The organism is Micromonospora noduli, from assembly GCF_003264475.1.
GTDB classification, from domain to species: domain Bacteria; phylum Actinomycetota; class Actinomycetes; order Mycobacteriales; family Micromonosporaceae; genus Micromonospora; species Micromonospora noduli.
In genome coordinates, this window is sequence record NZ_PYAC01000004.1 from 63,076 (window position 1) to 80,435 (window position 17,360).

14 protein-coding genes and 2 pseudogenes are annotated in these 17,360 nt (G+C 71.8%); 4 read left to right on the plus strand and 12 right to left on the minus strand.

Features of this window, described 5'->3' with window-relative positions:
* Positions 1-5: 5 nt before the first annotated feature.
* Positions 6-1,235 carry a helix-turn-helix domain-containing protein gene (locus MED15_RS07550; protein WP_112582611.1) on the minus strand — a complete coding sequence of 410 codons (1,230 nt, stop codon included), beginning with the start codon at positions 1,233-1,235 and terminating at the stop codon, positions 6-8.
* Positions 1,236-1,483: 248 nt separating this feature from the next.
* On the opposite strand from MED15_RS07550, the gene MED15_RS07555 reads away from it, so the two are divergent.
* Positions 1,484-2,155 carry a bifunctional DNA primase/polymerase gene (locus tag MED15_RS07555; RefSeq protein ID WP_091409390.1) on the plus strand — a complete coding sequence of 224 codons (672 nt, stop codon included), beginning with the start codon at positions 1,484-1,486 and terminating at the stop codon, positions 2,153-2,155.
* Positions 2,156-2,418: 263 nt separating this feature from the next.
* Here MED15_RS07555 and MED15_RS07560 read toward each other — a convergent pair whose 3' ends face one another.
* Genes MED15_RS07560 through MED15_RS07580 form a run of 5 tightly spaced genes read right to left on the minus strand, consistent with a single transcriptional unit; the run spans position 2,419 to position 8,709 of the window.
* On the minus strand, positions 2,419-3,141 hold the full coding sequence (locus MED15_RS07560; protein WP_112699552.1) for an FAD:protein FMN transferase: 723 nt from the start codon (positions 3,139-3,141) through the stop codon (positions 2,419-2,421).
* 49 nt (positions 3,142-3,190) lie between these two features.
* Positions 3,191-3,808, minus strand: coding sequence for an FMN-binding protein (locus MED15_RS07565; protein WP_112735163.1), 618 nt, complete (start codon positions 3,806-3,808; stop codon positions 3,191-3,193).
* Between the two features lie 13 nt (positions 3,809-3,821).
* Positions 3,822-5,240 carry a ferredoxin reductase family protein gene (locus tag MED15_RS07570; protein WP_112735165.1) on the minus strand — a complete coding sequence of 473 codons (1,419 nt, stop codon included), beginning with the start codon at positions 5,238-5,240 and terminating at the stop codon, positions 3,822-3,824.
* Positions 5,237-6,619: a DUF1501 domain-containing protein gene (locus tag MED15_RS07575; RefSeq protein WP_091409379.1), complete on the minus strand. Its 1,383-nt coding sequence runs from the start codon at positions 6,617-6,619 to the stop codon at positions 5,237-5,239. The genes MED15_RS07570 and MED15_RS07575 overlap by 4 nt, the downstream gene beginning before the upstream one ends.
* An 8-nt stretch (positions 6,620-6,627) precedes the next feature.
* Entirely contained in the window at positions 6,628-8,709 is a 2,082-nt protein-coding gene (locus MED15_RS07580) for a DUF1800 domain-containing protein (protein ID WP_112582608.1), read from the minus strand.
* A 431-nt stretch (positions 8,710-9,140) separates the two neighbouring features.
* Here MED15_RS07580 and MED15_RS07585 point away from each other — a divergent pair, with 431 nt between their 5' ends.
* Positions 9,141-9,398 carry a DUF3040 domain-containing protein gene (locus MED15_RS07585; RefSeq protein ID WP_091409372.1) on the plus strand — a complete coding sequence of 86 codons (258 nt, stop codon included), beginning with the start codon at positions 9,141-9,143 and terminating at the stop codon, positions 9,396-9,398.
* 46 nt (positions 9,399-9,444) lie between these two features.
* Here the strand turns inward: MED15_RS07585 and MED15_RS07590 are convergent, their stop codons facing one another.
* The 3 genes and pseudogenes from MED15_RS07590 to MED15_RS34785 all read right to left on the minus strand — a co-directional run.
* Positions 9,445-10,347 carry an SWIM zinc finger family protein gene (locus tag MED15_RS07590; protein ID WP_112735167.1) on the minus strand — a complete coding sequence of 301 codons (903 nt, stop codon included), beginning with the start codon at positions 10,345-10,347 and terminating at the stop codon, positions 9,445-9,447.
* A pseudogene (locus MED15_RS07595) lies at positions 10,344-12,842 on the minus strand (DEAD/DEAH box helicase); the annotation flags it as partial. The gene MED15_RS07590 and the pseudogene MED15_RS07595, both read right to left, overlap by 4 nt.
* Before the next feature lie 123 nt (positions 12,843-12,965).
* Positions 12,966-13,700: pseudogene (locus MED15_RS34785) on the minus strand (ATP-dependent helicase); the annotation flags it as partial.
* A 185-nt stretch (positions 13,701-13,885) separates the two neighbouring features.
* On the opposite strand from MED15_RS34785, the gene MED15_RS07600 reads away from it, so the two are divergent.
* Positions 13,886-14,758, plus strand: a complete 873-nt coding sequence (locus tag MED15_RS07600) for a carbohydrate kinase family protein (RefSeq protein WP_112601469.1) — start codon at positions 13,886-13,888, stop codon at positions 14,756-14,758.
* 28 nt (positions 14,759-14,786) lie between these two features.
* Here MED15_RS07600 and MED15_RS07605 read toward each other — a convergent pair whose 3' ends face one another.
* Complete coding sequence (locus tag MED15_RS07605; protein WP_112582604.1) at positions 14,787-15,305, minus strand: DinB family protein; 519 nt, start codon at positions 15,303-15,305, stop codon at positions 14,787-14,789.
* Positions 15,306-15,387: 82 nt separating this feature from the next.
* On the opposite strand from MED15_RS07605, the gene MED15_RS07610 reads away from it, so the two are divergent.
* Positions 15,388-15,594, plus strand: a complete 207-nt coding sequence (locus MED15_RS07610) for a hypothetical protein (RefSeq protein WP_030488784.1) — start codon at positions 15,388-15,390, stop codon at positions 15,592-15,594.
* 8 nt (positions 15,595-15,602) lie between these two features.
* Here the strand turns inward: MED15_RS07610 and MED15_RS07615 are convergent, their stop codons facing one another.
* Entirely contained in the window at positions 15,603-16,745 is a 1,143-nt protein-coding gene (locus MED15_RS07615) for a polysaccharide pyruvyl transferase family protein (protein WP_112582603.1), read from the minus strand.
* Between the two features lie 93 nt (positions 16,746-16,838).
* On the minus strand, positions 16,839-17,318 hold the full coding sequence (locus MED15_RS07620; protein ID WP_112582602.1) for a GNAT family N-acetyltransferase: 480 nt from the start codon (positions 17,316-17,318) through the stop codon (positions 16,839-16,841).
* Positions 17,319-17,360 lie beyond the last annotated feature (42 nt).

Below are 17,360 nucleotides of genomic sequence, written 5' to 3' on the forward strand. Positions count from 1 at the left end.
CGCGCTCATACCCCTACTCCCATGTGCTCAGCCAACTCCGCTACCGGAGAAGGCGGCGCACCACGTGTGCGACGGAGGATGTCGGACATCACCTCGTGCGCGATCGGCCGGCAGCGGATCTCCGACGGGGCGAGCCGATCACCGAGCAGCAGCATCTCGCCGGCGTTCGCCACGTCACCTATCTGGGCGTACCCGCGGGCGATGTCGAGCAGGTGGTGGGCGCGGCGCTCGGGCAGCAGCGCGTTGAAGGCGGGCTCCGCGATGCGCAGCTGGTGCACCTCCACGGCCCGCCCCCCGTCGCCCAGCTCCACAGCGGCGGCGGCCCGGTGCAGCTCGACATTGGTCGGGCCGAACGACGTCCAGTAGTGGTTGTGGTCGCCGCCGAGCAGGGTGGCGGCCTCCTGCGCGCAGTTGATCAGGTCGTCGACGCTGGCCGAGTCACCGATGCGGGACGCGGCCATCGCCCCTTGGAGCAGCAGCATCCCGTAGACGGAGAGGCGGGCCGGCGAGACCTCGTTGCTCCCACCCGGTGCCAGCCGGTTGGCGATCTGGACGTTCAGCTCCAGCGCGGGGCGGGCCCGCCCCATCGCGACCAGGGCGTTGCACACCCGGGTGGTCGCGATCCCGGCGAGCAGCGGGTCGTCGGCCCGCTGGGCCACCGCCATCGACCTGTCGGCGGCCAACCAGGCGAGCTCGCACTCGCCGAGCTTGCGCAGCACCGAGGAGGCGATCTGGTAGACCTGGCCGAGCAGATGGGCCGCCTCGGCAGCCTGCCCACCGCCGTAGGCGGCGTCGGCCGCCTGGGCGTCGCGCAGCAGCTTCGGCAGCGCCCGGGTGAGCATCCCGTAGCGGCCGTACTGGTAGGTGAGCCAGGCGTGGTTGACGGCCTTGCGCATGTCGTCCATCGGCGGCGGGTACGGCGCCGCGTCGAAGTACGCGCTCATCGAGTCGTAGCGTTCCAGCGCCGCCCGGATCTCCTGCACCTCGACCTGGTCGATGCAGTTGAGGGCGTCGGCGCGCCGCTCCGGGTCCTTGCCCATCAGCAGCTGGACGTCCATCTGGAGGATGTCGGCGATCTCGTAGAGGACGGAGAACTTGTCCAACCGTCGGACGCCGCGTTCGACCTTGTCCACCCAGCTCTTGGACTTGCCCAGCCGGTCCGCGAAGACCTGCTGCGACATCTTGCGTCGCCCCCGCCAGTAGGCAACTCGCCGTCCTATGGGTAGCTCGTCCATCTCCCCATCCTCCCCTGCCACCGACGACCAATTGAGTCGGGGCGATGTCCGCGGGTGCGGCGACTGCCGTTCACTTTCAGGTTTTGCCTGGTCGCACAGGATGTACGTCAGCCGTACAGCCAGTCCTCGTACTTTTCGTGCAAGTTGCACGAGCCGTTCGTCAACCTCAACGATCGTGGGTTACGGCAGTGACGGTGCTCGACATGCGACCTGGCGAACGCCGGGCCCGACGAGAGGAGTTGGCACACATGTGGGGGAATGTCGTACCGCGCGTTGCCGAACTGTCGCCGCTGGAGCGGGTCCGGCTGCGCCGGGTCGCCATCCGGTACGCCGTACATGGTTGGGAGGTCACACCGGGTGCCTGTCTGGCCCGCAGCCGCTTCGTCTGCGGCCGGGCCGGCTGTCCCACTGTGGGCTGTCACCCCGCCCTGGAGAACTGGGAGCTGGCCGCCAGCGCCGACCCGGCCCGGGTGGCGACCTGGTGGCGGAGCCGACCACACGGGGTGCTGCTGCCCACCGGCCGGGCCTTCGACGTGCTGGAGGTGCCCGCCCACCTGGGCCGACACGTGCTCGACGCGGTCCAGATCCACCCAGCCGGCACCGGCGTACGCGGACCGGTGCTGGTCACGCCCACCGGACGGTGGATGTTCCTGGTCCGCCCCGGCGACCCGCTGCGGCCGGAGTTGGAGCACTGCTTCCACGTGGTCCGGCACGGGCCTGGCTCGTGGATCCCCGCGCCACCCACCCGGCTGCCGGAGGGCACGGTCCGCTGGGCGGTCGCCCCGGAGCAGGCGCGCTGGCAGCTTCCGGATTCGTACCTCGTGCAGAACACGTTGATCGGGGCGCTGCGCGCCGCCGGGGTGACGCTCGCCCCCGACCTGCTCCCCGGTCACCTGCCGCTGCCCCGACGAGGCATGTGAAACCGGCCCGGTCGGCGATTCGATCTGGTGCCCGACAGCGTCGCCGAGGCGTCGGTCCTCGTTGACAGGGGGACGGTGCGAACGCGCGCCACGAACGGGGGAACGATGTCCACCAACGACAGAGCGCCTCACCCCGGCGGCACCGAGCCGCCCCGGCGCAGCCACCCGGGGCGCCGCTGGGCCGGCACCCGACCGTCCGGGTCCCGCCCCGGCCGCCCACGCCCCACCGGCTCCCGTCCAGCCGGCACCCACCGCCCCCTCCGCTAGTCGGTCAGGGGGAGGTCGACGGAGTGGTACTGACGGGCGTTGTCGGTTATCGCCGCGTGGGTGTGGTCGTCCAGGCGAGCCAGCCAGTTGAGGCCTGGGGTGCCCATGGCGAGGGCGGCGGTGGCGTACGCGTCGGCCAACCCGAGGTCGGTGCCGACCACAGTCACCGAGCGCAGCCCACTGGCCGGTGCCCCCCGGCGCGGGTCCAGCACGTGCCGGCCCCGCTCGTAGACGCCGGACGTGGCCACGGCCAGGTCGGTCCCGCTGAGCACCAGGCAGGCCGCCATCGCGTCCCACGGGTGCCGGATGCCGATGCGCCACGGCTCCCCGGACGGCGACAGGCCCCGCACCCGTACGTCGCCGCCGGCGTTCACGCAGTGGTTGACGGCACCGGCGGCGACGAGGCGGTCCGAGGCGACCTGAGCGGCCCAGCCCTTGACGAAGCCGGACGGGTCGAGCCGACCGGTGGCGTACGCGTCGAAGAACCCGTCGGTGGCGCCCCACAGGTCGGCGCAGGTCTCCAGCACGTACCGCAGGTCCGCGGACGCCTCGGAGAGCAGCACCTCACCCCTGTCAAAGCGGCACACCTCGCTGTCCGGCTTGTAGGTGCTGAACCGCGCGTCCACCTCGTGCATCCAGGCGAAGACCTCGTCCGCCAACTCGCGCACTGTCGCCGGTGGCAGATCGTCGGCGAGGTCCAGGGTGATCGTCGTACCCATGATCTGTTCGACCCGGCACAGCCCGGGTCGGGTCAGCGTGGCCCGCACGTCAGAATGCCTTCTCGATGGCGGACCGCAGGGACTTCTTGTAGGCGTCGCTGGTGGCTGTGGCACCGGAGACGGTGTTGAGGTTGGCGCTCTGTTTCTGCACCACCTCCGCACCGCTGCCGTCGTAGGCGGTACGAACGTCACCGCTGTGGATGTCGGACTCACCTCCGCTGGGCAGCGACAGCGCGACGGCGTCGACGATCCGGTTGCCGGAGACGACGATCTGCACCTGCACGAACCCGTACTTCTGGCTGTCGTCAATCGCGTCGAAGCCGTTGCCGGTGACCCGGCGGGTGGTCGACTGGGGTGCCTTGGTGGTGGTCCGCGGAGCGCTGGGGGCCTTCGTCGTCTTGGTGCCCGACGGGCGCGCGGTGGTCTTGCCGGGCTTGGGCGACGTCGACGGTTTGGCGCTTCCCGATGACGTCGGCGTGCCGCCGGCCGGGTCGGTGCCCGGCGCACCCGCGGCGGCGCCGGGGTCGGTGCCCGGCCCGGAGGGGTTGGCCGGCTGCGCGGTCGGCAGGTTCTGGGCGACCTGACTGGTGCCCGGCGAGCCCTTGAACACCACAAGCGCTGTGGTGCTGGCGGCCAGGCCGGTGATCGCGAGGAGCGCGCGACGCATGGGGATGCCCTTCCTACAGCTCGAACGTGGCCAGGTGGATCTGCCGTCGGGGCACGCCGGCCCGCCGCAGCGCACGCACCGACTGTTCCACCAGACCGGGCGGCCCGCACAGGTAGACGTCGCGCCGGGCCACGTCGGGCACCAGTTGCCGCAGCCCGTCGGGGCTCATCAGCTGGCGTGGGCCGGGGTCGTCGCGGGAGCCGATGACGTACCAGACGGAGGTGTCGCGTTCCTGGGCCAGCCAGTCCAACTCGCGGCTGAGCAGCACGTCGGCCGGTGTGCGGGCCCGGTAGATCAGCGCGGCGCCCGGCGGCAACTCCTCCAGCATGGCCCGGATCGGCGTGATGCCGCTGCCACCGGCGATCAGCAGCGCCCGCTCGCCGAGCCGGTGCGCGGCGGTGAAGGTGCCCGACGGGCCTTCGGCCCAGACCCGGGTGCCCGGTTCCAGGTCGCGCAGGTCGGCGGTGTGGGTGCCGACCACCTTGACGGTGACCCGCAGCCAGCGGCCGTTGGCGGCGGCGGAGACGGAGAACGGGTGCGACTGCCACCAGCAACCCCGGGTGAGGAACCGCCAGCGGAAGTGTTGGCCGCCGAGCATGGCCAGCCGGCCGAGCCGCTCCCCGGTGAGGTAGATGGAGATGGTGTCGGTGCTCTCGGCGACCACGTCGGCGACCCGCAGCTTGTAGCGCAGGTTGAACGCCAGCGGCGCGATCACGCGGCCCCAGAGCAGGGCGGCGACCACCAGCAGGTAGAGCGCGATCCAGCCGGTGCGCACCGGGCCGGGCCGGTAGAGCTGCGCGCCGTGGGTGAACTGGTGGCCGAAGCCGAGCAGCAGGACCAGGTAGCTGGACAGGTGCAGCAGATGCCACAGCTCGTAGGGCAACGCCCGCCGGATCGCCCGGATGCTGCTGAACCCGACGAGCATCATGATGCCGGCCGCGACGAACGCCGAGACCATGTCCTCGTAGTCGCCGAGCAACGTGCCGACCTCGGCGAGGATCGACTGCTTACGCAGGTCGGCGTAGCCGACCAGGATCAGCGACATGTGCGCCAGCACGGTCACCAGCAGGGTGGCGCCGACGTCCCGGTGCCAGCGGGCCATGTGCTCGCCGCCGATCCACCGTTCCAGCACCGGCAGTCGGCTCATCATCAGCACCTGCACCAGCAGCAGATAGCCGGCGACCAGGCCGGTGATCCGGCCGGCCGAGGTGACGGTTGCCGCGGTGGTCCGCAGCGATCCTGCGGGGGTGCCCAGCCACCAGGGCAGCACGCTGGCGAGCAGGCCGACCAGGAGCAGCACGCCGAGCAGCCGTCGGCCGCCGGGCCCGCGCCGGTCCGGGATCTGCGGGGGTACGGGTACCGCCGACCGGCCGCCGTGCCGGGACGAGGTCCCGGTACGACGGCCGGCGGCGTGGGTATGCGAATGCGTCACGCGTACAGCTTCATCGGGGCGTACTTCTGGCGGGGGAAGACCTTGTCGACCTCCGCGTTGGTGAGCCCGAACCGGCCCTGCGCCACCGCGCCGTAGACGTTGAACATGTTGTTGTACTCCGGCACGTCACCGGAGTCCAGCTTGTCCAGACCGTTCCAGGTGCCCAGCAGCGAACCGGCCAGCTTCTTGCCGGACAGCAGGGTGACCACGCCGCCGTGCCCGTGGTCGGTGCCGTTGTTGTTGGAGCCGACCCGACGGCCGAACTCGCTGGACACCATGATCGTCACGTCGGCGGCCTTCGGGCCGAGGTCGGTGAAGAAGGCGGCCATCGCGCTGGCCAGCTCGTTCAGGCGGCGGTACAGCTGGCCGCCCTCGCGGGTGCCCTGGTTCTCGTGGGTGTCGTAGCCACCCATGCCGACAGTGGCGACCCGAACGTTGGCACCACCCTTGATCAGCTGGGCGAGTTGCTGGAACGCGTTGCCGACGCCCTCGTACTTGACGCCCTCGGCGGGCTGGTACGGCTTGGCGGCGAGCTTCTGGGCGGTGGCCAGCGCGCCCATGCCCTCCTGCACGGCCTCCTCGACCGGGTGGTTGATCCCGGTGAAGAGCCCCTTGATGGCCTTCTCGGTGGCGGCCCGGAACCGCTCGTCACCGTTGAGCCGCAGGGAGCCGACGTTGTTCAGCGAGAGCGCGCCGTTGTTGCCGACCAGCGAACGGGGCAGCGTGCTGCCGATGCCGACGCTGCGGAACGCGGTGCCCTTGCCCAGGTTGTCGACCAGACCGTCGAGCCAACCCCGGCCACCGGTCTCGTTGGGCAGCCCGCCCAGGTTGCAGGCGTCGGCGGCCTGGAAGTGGCTACGGGACAGCCGCTCGTCGGAGACCGCCGGGATGAAGCCCAGCTGACCGGCAGTGAGCCACTTCTCCAACGGCTTGAACGCGCCGGTCAGCTTGAAGCCGCGGCCCAGAGCCAGCGAGTCGTTGCCGAGCAGCAGGTCGGGCCGGGCCTTGTTGAGCACCGCGTCGTTGTCCGGCGCGATCAGGCTCAGGCCGTCCAGACCGCCGTAGAGGAAGACGTGGATCAGGGTGCCGGTCTTGGTCGCCGCGAACGACGCCGAGGTGGTGACGAACTGGGCGGTGGCCAGCGCGGTGGCGGTGGCGGCGGCACCGGCGACGAAGGTCCGCCGGGTCACGCCGCGACCGTCCTGCTGGGCCTCCTCCAGGTTCTCCAGGGTGCGGTACCTGTCGAACTCGGCGGCGTTCTCGGCGGCGACGATGTCCGCCTCGGCGCGCAGCAACGCCTCGGCCGGGTTGTCGGCCAGCCGTCGCACGTCGGGGCATTCGGGGTGCAGGGGGAAAGAGTTGTACACAGTCTTCTCCATCGGGTGCCTCACCGGAGGTGGTGCTGGGGGGAAGCGAGGATCGCCCGCGCGACGGCGGTGATGGCCCCGTTGAACGTGGCGTCGACCTTGGTGGTCGCCGCCACACCGGCCACGCCGAGGATGAGGTTCTTCTCCCGCGTGCTCAACTTCTGGCCGACCAGCCGCAGGGAGAGCGCGTCCACGTACGCCCCGGCCGTCGCCGGTGGCTTGGCGACCAGCTTCTCCGGCGCCGTGTACGTGAAGGTGGTGCGGTAGCCGGCGAGGATCTCGCCCGCCTCGTTCCAGCCGTTGACCATGGTGCCGGCCGAGGTCCAGGCGACGTAGACGTCCGGGTAGCCGTCCGGGGTCGGATGACCCATCGGGGACTGACCCAGCTCGCGCATCTTGTCGTGGATCTGGCGCAGGCCCCGGGCGTACGCGGTGCGCTTGCTGTCGCCGTTGTTGTGCTTCGGCGACGCCTCCGGCGAGACACCCAGGGTGCGGTACGTGGCGACCAGGTACTCCATCGGCCGGCGCACCTTCTGGCCCACACCGGCCCAGAACTCGGAGGAGCAGAACAGCGTCATCAGGACCGGCTTGATCATGCCCTTGTTCGTGGTGTACGTCTTGGCCAGCCGGTCCACCAGGGACTTCGGCGGGGTGTCCGAGACGAACCGGGTGGCCAGGCTCTGCGCCACGTACTTCGCCGTCGACGGGTGCGTCGCGATGTAGGTGATGTACGCGTCGATCGCCGCTTCGGCCTTCTTCGGGTCGGCCGAGTTGTTCGGATGGGTGAAGCCGAGGATCTTCACCTTGCCGACGTAGTGCTGCTCGGGGCGGAAGACGTACTTGCCCTTGTCGTCCACACCGCGGCCGGTCTGCAACATGGCTGCCTGCCGGACGTCGGGCTCCTTGTAGCCGCCGTCGACGCCGACCGAGTAGAGCTCGAGGTTCTCCCGGGCGAGGTTCTCGTTGATCGCGTCCTTGCGGGAGTCCTTCTGGTTCAGGTAGATCAGCAACGCCGGGTGCTTGTTCGCCGCGACCAGCATCTCCGGGTAGCTGCCCAGCGCGTGCTTACGCACGACGTCCTGGTCGAACGAGTTGCGGTACACCTCGCCGCCGTCGAAGTCCGCGGCGACGTGCAGGAAGTCGTTCCAGAAGTCGACCATCACCTCGAACAACTGGCGCTTGGACCAGATCTGTCGGGCGATGGTGGCGTCGACCATCTCCCGCTCCGGGTGGGCGTCCTGCTCGTTGAGCTTGTCCCGCTGGTCACGCAGCTGCTGCACGGAGAGCTTCTGGGTCGGCAGTTCGGCGAGCTTCAGCTCGCCCTTGCTCGGCTCCAACTTTCCCGGGTCCAGCTGGGCGCGGATCCAGGCGTCCATGCCCTCGCGCTTGATGTCGGCGATCACTGCGGGCGTCGCGCCGAAGGTGGCGCGCCGGGCCAGGTGCAGGATCGGGTCCTTGGCCAGCACCGTCTTCACTGTCACCTTGGTCGCCGCCGCGGCCGCTGCCGGGCCGGAGAAGGTCCGCCCACCGGCCGGCGCGTTCTTCTTCAACGCCTCACCGGCCCGGGAGCCCATGTAGCTTTCGTTCTGCTCGGTGTAGGTACGCACGGTGCTGGGCTGCTGGCCGCTGGGCCGCGCCGCGGTGCCGTCGGTCACCGTGCTGCCGGTCGCGTCGCCGGCCGCCGCTTCGTCGCCGAAGAGGCCACGGATCTGCGGGGTCATGGCGAGCGCCGCGCCACCGGCGACGACGGCGGCGGTGCCGCCGAGGGCCACCATCGCCTTACGTCGGCCGACCTTGCGACCCGGCTCGTTGTCATCGTCGAGGGTGGGCAGTCCGGTACCGGCCGGTCGTGCCGGGGCCGGGCGGCCAAGGCCCTCCGGGCCAACCCACTGCGGACCGCGCGGGGCGGGCGCGGGCTGCCCGGCGTACTGCTCACGCGGGTCGGCCTGCGCGGCGTAGCCGCCCTGGTAGGGGTGGGGCGAGTCGTAGCCGTAGGGCGCTGGCGTGTGGGGGTCGCCGTAGCCGTCAGCGTTGGGGTGCTGATGTCCGTCCCAACCGCGGTCGTCCCGCGGTCGACGTGGTGGCACATTCTGGTCGGCCATGTACCAATCCCGATTTCTGATGAGCGCCGGAAGCTGCTACCGGGCAGGTGCGGCAGGTGCGGCGACTGTTGCCTGAGGGGGTTGCTACGGCAAGGTAACCAAGGCCCCAGGGCCCTTCAAGGTGGCCGGAACCCACTCGTGAGGGCACTTAAGACAGCGCTCAGTGCGACGTCGGCGGTGGGTGGCCGGATGGGTCTGCCCGCCGACCTTCCCAGCAGGGCGTACGCGCGGCAGCCGAGCACGGATCGGACCAGGCCGCCGTACGCGACAGTTTCGGCGTCGTTCACCACCAAAGGCAAACTTAAGGTTCAGGTAAGCCGGACATGAGGCGTGCTCGCGTGGAGGAAAAGTAGCAGTAGCGGGCGAGCGTGAGCCGCCACCGCAGCGGGTATGCCGCCGAACCGCTGAACGCGTGAGGGGAAGGCAGCGCCATGCTCAGCAAAGAGGATCAGCGCAGATTCGACCAGATCACCCGTCAGCTCCGGGAAAGTGATCCGGCCTTCTTCAACCGGCTGGACCATCGGGCCCGAGCCCGCAGGGGCCGCTACCTGATGTTGTTGACCATAGTGCTGTGGGCGTCGCTGCCGGCGATAGCCGTGTTCGCCGGTCGACTCACCGGCGCGATCTGCGCGGTGGTGCTGGTGGCCAATGCCGCGATCATGTGGCGGTTCCGCCGCCGCTGGACGTGACTGCTCAACCGCTCAACGGGACGGGTCAACCGGTGGACGTGACAGCTCACCTGTCAGCCGGACCGAACGCCCGGTACGCGCGGCGCAACCGTTCGAGCAGTCCCGGCCCACCGATGGCCGGGGCCGGCGCTCCGAGCTGGCGCAGCAGCAGGTCGGTGCCGGTCACCAGTCGGGGCGGCCGATCCGGCAGCGGCACCGGCGCTGACCAGAAACGGTCCGCCGTATCCGCCAGCGGCGTCGCCGACAGCCCGGCGAGCGCCCGGGCGGCACCGACCGGTGCCACGGACTCCACTGTCGACAGCACACCGTCCGGTCCGGACGGTGGGTCGACCGGTGGGGGCGGTGCTGTGGCACCGGTGGCCACGGCCCGCCGGGCGCGGAGTTCGTCGAGCAACTCCGCGCGGGACCGACCACGCCAGTGCAGCAGCTCGAACGGGTCCGCGTCGAACGCCTCGGCCAGCAGGTAGAACGTCGCCGCGAGGTGCTTGCACGGCACCGCGAAGTCGGGGCAGTTGCAGCGCTGGGTCAACTCGTTCACGGCGGACGGGAAGAGCGGCGCGCCGGCGGCGGCGAACAGCTCCTCCAACTCGTCGGGGAGGTCCCCGGCGAGCAGCCGGGCGCTGAAGAACGCCTGCCCTGCCAGCTCGTCCTCGATTCGGGACCAGAGCGCCGCCGGGAACGGCTTCAGCGCGATCGACACCTGGTACGGCTGCGGCCGGGAACCCTGCACCACCGCGCTGACCCGCCCGGGTGTGATGTCGAGCGTGAGCACCTGACCGGCCCGCGCGTAGGACCGGCCCCGGGTCAACCGGGTGCCGAGCGCGAACGACTCCAGCACCTCCAGGAAACGCCGCGACCACCAGGACCGGCCGATCGCGCCCCGGGCACTGCGCGCCCGCAGACCCCCGTCGACCCGACGCGGGCGCCCGTAGTCGGCGAAGTCCGTCACTCCACCACCGCGCCGGCTTCCAGGGCGAACAGGTCCCGCAACTGGCCGGTGGACAACTCGGTGATCCACTGCTCGCCGGTGCCGACCACCCGCTCGGCGAGGCTGCGCTTGTCGGCGATCAGCGCGGCCACCTTCTCCTCGACAGTGCCGGCACACACGAACTTGCGCACCTGCACCCGTCGGCGCTGCCCGATCCGGAACGCCCGGTCGGTGGCCTGGTCCTCGACCGCCGGGTTCCACCACCGGTCCACATGCACCACGTGGTTCGCGGCGGTCAGGGTCAGCCCCGTGCCGCCGGCCTTGAGGGAGAGGACGAACAGCGGTGGGCCCTCCGCCGACTGGAAACGCTGCACCAGGGCGTCCCGCTCGGCCTTTCCGAGGCCACCATGCAGGAACAGCACCTCCCGGCCGAACCGCGCCGACAGGTGACCCCGCAACATCGCACCGAACTCGGCGTACTGGGTGAAGAGCAGTGCCCGCTCCCCCGCCGCCAGCACCTCCTCCAGGATCTCGGTGAGCCGAGCCAGCTTGCCGGAGCGGCCCTCCAGCGGTGAGCCGTCGCGCAGCAGCTGGGCGGGGTGGTTGCAGACCTGCTTGAGGCGGGTCATGGTGGCCAGCACCAGGCCGCGTCGTTCGATGCCGTCGCTGGTCTCGATCCGGGCCAGCATGTCGTCGACCACCACCCGGTACAGCGCGGCCTGCTCCGCCGTGAGGTTGCAGAGCACCTCCATCTCCAACTTCTCCGGAAGGTCGGAGATGATCGACGAGTCGGTCTTGAGTCGGCGCAACACGAACGGGCCGGTGATCCGGCGGAGCCGCTCGGCGGCCTCGGCGTCGCCGTGCCGCTCGATCGGCTCGGCAAACCGTTTGCGGAACGTCGCGGCCGGCCCGAGCAGACCCGGGTTGGCGAACTGCATGATCGACCAGAGGTCGGCGAGGCGGTTCTCCACCGGCGTACCGGTCACCGCCACCCGCTGCCGGGCGGGCAGCGCGCGAACCGCCTCGGCCTGCCGGGTCGACGCGTTCTTGATCGCCTGCGCCTCGTCCACCACCACCCGGTGCCAGTCGATGCCGGCCAGGTCGACGGCGTCGCGGGCGGCCACCGAGTAGGTGGTGAGGACCAGGTCCGCGCCGTGCGCGGCCGCTGTGAACTCCGCGCCCCGCGCCCGCTCGGCACCATGGTGTACGTGCACCCGCAGCTCCGGGGTGAACCGTGCCGCCTCCCGCTGCCAGTTGCCGACCAGCGACATCGGACAGACCAGCAGGGTCGGCCCGGCCTCCGGGGGGTCCCCGGCGAGCAGCGCGAGCAGTTGCACAGTCTTGCCCAGCCCCATGTCGTCGGCGAGCACACCGCCCAGGCCCAGTGAGCGCAGGAAGGCAAGCCACGCCAGTCCCCGCTGCTGGTACGGCCGCAGCGTTCCCCGGAAGCCCGGTGGCGGGTCCAGCGGGGTGAGCCGCCGCTCGACCGCGCCGGCGAGCAGGTCGCCCAACGCCCCGTCGGCGGTCACCTCCAGCACCGGCAGCTCGCCGGTGGCCTCGCCGTCGGCCAGCCCGAGGCGGAGCAGGTCGGCGACGGTCAACTCGCCCGCGGAGCGGAGCAGGCGCAGCCCGGCCGCGAGCCGCCCCGGGTCCAGCTCCACCCACCGGCCGCGGAGCCGAACCAGCGGGGTCTTCGTCTCGGCCAACGCCGCCAACTCCTCGGCGGACAGCGGCTGGTCACCGAGCGCGATCTCCCAGCGGTAGTCGACCAGGGCGTCCAGACCGACACCGGCATCGGCGCCACCCACAGTGCCCGGCGCGGTGCGGCTGCGCGCCCGCAACCGGGCGCCCAGTCGTGCCGACGGACGCTGCCACCAGGAGGGCAGCAGCACCCCGAACCCGGCCGCGTGCAGCACCGGAGCGCCCGCACTGAGGAACCGGTGCGCCCCCTCGACATCGAGTTCCATCGCCTCCGGGGCGGCGGTACGCAGCGCGGCGTCCAGGTCCGGCCAGAGCCGACTGGCCCGGCCCAGCTCGGCGAGGAGCGTCTCCTGCGGGCTGGTCGTCCGGCCAACCAGGCCGCCGAGGGTCTGCGGCGCTCGCCAGATGTCCCCGGCGTCGACGTGCAGGCCGGGTTCGTCAGCGGCCTGCAACCCGAACTCCAACCGCCAGCGTCCGGCACCGACCGACCCGACCGGCACCGGCACGGGCGCACCGTCGGCGGGCACCGCCCGAGTGGCCAGGATCGGTTCGGTGACCTCGTCGGGGGCTGGTTCCACCAGGCGGAAACTGGCCCGCACCGGGCCACCTGCGGCGTCGCGCTGCCAGGCGTCCAGTTCGGCGGAGAGGGTGGCCAGCCCGGCCGGGTCGATGGTGAAGTCCCGCTGCGGGCCGGCGAGCGCGGCCAGCCAGGCCGGCGCCGGACCACCGGGGCGCAGCCCCCGGGCCAGCGTGGTGGCCGCCAGCGCAGCCCGTGCGGCAGCATCGGTCAACGCATCCAGCGCATCCGCGACCAGGGCGGCAGCGGTCAGCTCAGGCCCGCTCGAACCAACGGCCGTCGCGGCGGAGGTGGCCGCGCTCCCGGTGGGCCCCTGACCAGCGGCGGCGGTGGGCGGCAACGCGGCGGTGGCGGGCGGCAGGACGGCGGCTCGGGCGGCCGGTGGCAGGGCCAGCGCCAGCGAGCGCGCCCAGGCGGCGTCGGTGCCGGTCAGCAGCGGACGCCAGACCGCCTGCGCGGGCACCTGCTCGGCACCGTCCGACGCCGTCGTCGCTCCAGCGCCGGACGTCCAGTCGGCCGCCGTGACTCCAGCGCCGGGCATCTGGCCGGCCGCCGTGACTCCAGCGCCGGGCATCTGGCCGGCCGCCGTGACTCCAGCGCCGGGCGTCTGGTCGGCCGTTGTCGCGCGCACGCCGGGGAGGACGCGGCCACGGGTCACCAGGTCGGCGGCGAAGTCGGCCAGCTCGGCGAGGTGCCGCAGAGTGGCCCCGGCCACCGCCGGGATGTCGTCCAGGGCTTGCAGCAGCGAAAGGGCGTCGTCCGGGGCGTACACCAGTGTGGGGACCCGCCACCCGGCCACTGTGAGCCGGCCGCGGGCCGCAGGTGCGACGGTGGTCCGGATCAACTCGGGTGAGTCGGTCGGCGCGCCCGCCAGGGTGGGCAGGGTGAGCAACGCGGTGTCCGGCCGGGTCGGCTCGGCGGCATCGGCGAGGACGGCGGCCAGGTCGATGTGCCCGGCGGCGAAGGGGTGCGGGCGTTCCCGGGCCGGCCGGCCCGAACGCGCAGCGGGGACCGGTGCGGCGCTGTCCTCGGCCCAGACGGCGAGGCCGCCGGTCGAGCTGCCGCCGGGCAACCACAGCCCGTGGATGACCAGCACCTGCTCCCCCTAGTCGCCGCCCGCCCCCAGGATAGGCGGCCCCGCTGACCAGACCGACGCCCCCCACCTGCGCGATCTTGCAGTTCCTGTCGGTGTTCTGCGAGCGGTGCACCTTTTGTCGCCGCAGAAAGCACAAGATCGCGGGGCGCTGGAGGTGGGAGCGGCAACGGGCTAGCGTCGGCGTTGTGGTCGATCTGCTGGTTCTTGGCGGGCTTGGGGTGGACGTACGGGTTCGGGTGCCCGCGCTGCCGCTTCCGGCTGCCGATTCCCACACCGTCGAGCCGATCGAGCTGCGGATCGGCAACACCGGCGCCGGGGTGGCGTTGGCCGCTCGGGCGCTCGGCCTGCGGGTACTGGTTGTCGACACCCTCGGCGCGGATCCGGCCGGTGAGCTGGTCCGGGCGGCGTTGACCCGGGCCGAGGTGCCGGCGTTGCTGGCCGAGCACCGGGGCGGCACCCGCCGGTCGGTGAACCTGGTGGACCCGGGCGGACGGCGCACGTCGCTGTACGACCCGCGCCCATGGCAGGGTGGTCCACCGTTTCCCGCCACCGACTTGGCCGCACTGGTCCGCGACGCCCGGCACGTCCACCTCTCGATCATGGACTGGACGGTGCCGTTGCTGCCCGCGGTGCGGGCTGCCGTGACGACGGGCGTGGCGCTCTCCACCGACCTGCACGACTGGGACGGCGAGAACACCTACCATCAGCCGTTCGCGGAGGTTGCCGACCTGGTTCTGCTGAGCGGGGTGCGGTTGGGCGACCGGGCCGCGTCGCTCGCCGGCGAGCTGGCGCCCCGGACGGTGATGGTGACCCGCGGCGCGGACGGCGCCGAGCTGTACCCGGGCGACGGCACGACGGTGCCCGTACCGCCCGCCGTCCCCGGAAAGCCGGTGGTGGACAGCAACGGGGCGGGCGACGCCTTCGCGGCCGGTCTGATCGCCGCCCGGTTGCGCGGTGAGCCACTGGCGCGTGCCGCCCGGTACGCGGCACGGGTTGCCGCTGCGGCCTGCACGCATGACGGGATGGAGTATCCGCCGGGCCTGTTGCCCACCGGTTGACGGCCGACGGCGTGCGCCGACCCGGGGCTCAGAGCGCGCCGGCCTCACCGTCGGTCAGCTCGCGCAGGATGTCGGCGTGGCCCGCGTGCCGGGCTGTCTCCTCGATCATGTGCACCAGAATCCACCGCAGCGACACCTCACCGAGCTGCGGGTGCGGCACCACGTGGTCGAGGTCGATGCTCGCGGCGACCGCCCGGCTGCGGGCGCAGGCTCGCTCGTACGCGTCGGTGAGCCCGACGATGGTTTCCTGGTCGCTCAGCGTGAAGCTGGCGACTGCGTCCTCCTCCGAGGTCAGGTAGACGTCGCCGGGCTCGGGGGCCAACAGGGTTGGAAACCAGTTCCGCTCGACCATTGTCAGGTGCTTGACCAGCCCGGCGAGCGTGGTTGCCGATGGCACCAGCCGGCGTCGGGCGTCGGCGTCGGAGAGACCGCGCAGTTTGCGCAGCAGCACGGCCCGGTGGAAGTCGAGGAACGAGGTCAGGACGGCGCGTTCGTCGCCGGTGCGGGCGAGCACCGGACCGAGCGTGGGATCGATCGTCTGCTCCATCCGCCGACCCTAGCCACGGGCGGGGCGCCCCGCTGCCCCGCTATCCGCTGCGGGCGGACGTCAGGCCGGGCAGGATGGGCGCATGGCTTCATCCGTGCAGATCCTTCTCGTCGGCGGCACGGCGGACGGGCAGACCATCACCGTCGAACTGGACAGCAACGGCCGTCCGCCGCTGACCCACCATCACCTCGGCTCCGGTGGGCTGGCCGACGCGCAGATCTACGAGTTGGAGACCGCCCGCGAGGAGGCCCGCGAGTGGCGCTACCGGTGGACAGGCCCGGCGGTGTGACCGCCCGCTCAGACCCGGGTGAGGGTCTGGCTTCGCAGGCTCTCCAACACGCCGCGGGTGACCTCCGAGGTGCCCCGCGCCTGATCGCACACCTCCGCCACCCGTCGTGCGGTGGCCTCGGCGCGTTGCTCCCGCTCGTCCCAGAGTCGGTCGACCTCGGCCAGCAGCGGCCCCTCGACCTCCCGCTCCACGCCGCGTAGCGCCGGCACGCCGAGTCGCTGGGCCAGGTCGAAGACCTTGCCGGCGTACGGCAGGGGCAGGAACGGCGTACCGACCATCGCCGCGAAGATCAGGAAGTGCAGGCGCATGCCCACGGCCAGGTCGAAGTGGCGCATCAGCCCCAGCACCTGCTGCGGAGAGTAGGTGCCGTGCAGGATTCGACCTCGCTCGGCGGCGACCATGTGCGACAGCACCCCGTGCGAGTGTCGGATGTCGTCGCGCTCCATCGGTACGAACAGCACGTACGCGTCGATCCGGTGCACCAGGAAGTCACCGATCTGGGCCAGCAGCCGGTGGTAGCCGTCCACGTCGAGGCGTTCGGCGGCCCGGCCCGGCTCCCGCACGCTGATCCCGACGAGGCGCTTACCGACCGGCACGCCCTCCTCGGCCAGCAGGTGGGCCGGGAACTCCTCCGGTTGCAGGAGGAACGCCGGGTCCGCGGTGACCGTGATCGGGTTGAGCAGGCCGGCCTCCTCCAGCACCATCCGGGACTCCTGGTCCCGGACTGTCACCTGGGTCGCGCTGGAGAGCGTTTCCCGGACCATGCCGGTGTCCACGCCGTCGCTGAGCGGCCCGACCCCCACCGCGTACGTGAGCAGCGGCAGGCCGCGTTCCTGGGCCACCCGGACCACCCGCAGGTAACGGCGGGCCTCCCGGTCGTACAGGATGCCGCCGCCGCCCAGGATGAGCAGGTCGAGCTGGGCCAGGACCAGGGCCGAGTCGGTACGGCTCACGCCCTCCCAGGGCACCGCTTCGACGTCCGGGTGCGCGGCCCTGGTGTGCTCCGGGTTCCTGGAGAAGACGATGATCCTGGCGTTCGGTTCCTGCGTACGCAGATCGGTGAGCAGGCCGGTGAGGATCGCCTCGTCGCCGAGGTTTCGCCCACCGTACGAGCCCAGCACACCGATGGTCAGTCCGGCGCCGTGCGTCATCCGTCGCTCCTCCCCAGGTGCGGTCCGCGCCGGTTTCCCGCTGGGCAGGTGAACAGTCCTGCCGAGGGGACCCGTCCCTGGGCCGCCGCCGGCTCAGCTCGCCGGGGTGAGGCGCTTCGCCATCTGCTGCGAGGTGACCTCGAAGCCCAGACTGCGGTAGAGGCCGATCGCCACGGTGTTCGAACCGAAGACGTTCAGACCCAGCTCGGGCACGCCGAGCTGGGCGAGTTCGGCCTCGATGAGCTGGATCATCCGCCGCGCGTACCCGTGTCCCCGATGCTCCTCGTGCACCTCGATGTTGTGGATCCACGCCTGGTCCGGGGCGGCGGCCGCCGGCAGGGTCACCCAGATCCAGCCGACCTCGGTGTCGCCGACCCGGCCCACCCGCAGCAACGCCCTCTCGGTGGCCACGCCCGCCGGCAGCGACTCCCGGATCTGGTCGACCGACCGTGCCAGGGCCGCCTCCGGGGTCATCCCCCGGTGCGCCACCAGGTCCTCGGCGTACCCCTGCACCAGTGGCCCCCGCAAGCGGTCCAGCTCCTGTGCCGTCATCGGCGTCAGCGTCAACTCCACAGCGTCTCCCCCTTCGTCGTCGCCAGCGGGTAGTGCAGCAGA

Bases quoted from the DNA above. Each gene is read 5' to 3' on its own strand.
- MED15_RS07610 (WP_030488784.1), top strand. From the start codon at position 15,388: ATGGCTTCATCCGTGCAGATCCTTCTCGTCGGCGGCACGGCGGACGGG.
- MED15_RS07560 (WP_112699552.1), bottom strand. From the start codon at position 3,141: ATGGGTACGACGATCACCCTGGACCTCGCCGACGATCTGCCACCGGCG.
- MED15_RS07585 (WP_091409372.1), top strand. From the start codon at position 9,141: ATGCTCAGCAAAGAGGATCAGCGCAGATTCGACCAGATCACCCGTCAG.
- MED15_RS07615 (WP_112582603.1), bottom strand. From the start codon at position 16,745: ATGACGCACGGCGCCGGACTGACCATCGGTGTGCTGGGCTCGTACGGT.
- MED15_RS07580 (WP_112582608.1), bottom strand. From the start codon at position 8,709: ATGGCCGACCAGAATGTGCCACCACGTCGACCGCGGGACGACCGCGGT.
- MED15_RS07605 (WP_112582604.1), bottom strand. From the start codon at position 15,305: ATGGAGCAGACGATCGATCCCACGCTCGGTCCGGTGCTCGCCCGCACC.
- MED15_RS07565 (WP_112735163.1), bottom strand. From the start codon at position 3,808: ATGCGTCGCGCGCTCCTCGCGATCACCGGCCTGGCCGCCAGCACCACA.
- MED15_RS07575 (WP_091409379.1), bottom strand. From the start codon at position 6,619: ATGGAGAAGACTGTGTACAACTCTTTCCCCCTGCACCCCGAATGCCCC.
- MED15_RS07555 (WP_091409390.1), top strand. From the start codon at position 1,484: ATGTGGGGGAATGTCGTACCGCGCGTTGCCGAACTGTCGCCGCTGGAG.
- MED15_RS07550 (WP_112582611.1), bottom strand. From the start codon at position 1,235: ATGGACGAGCTACCCATAGGACGGCGAGTTGCCTACTGGCGGGGGCGA.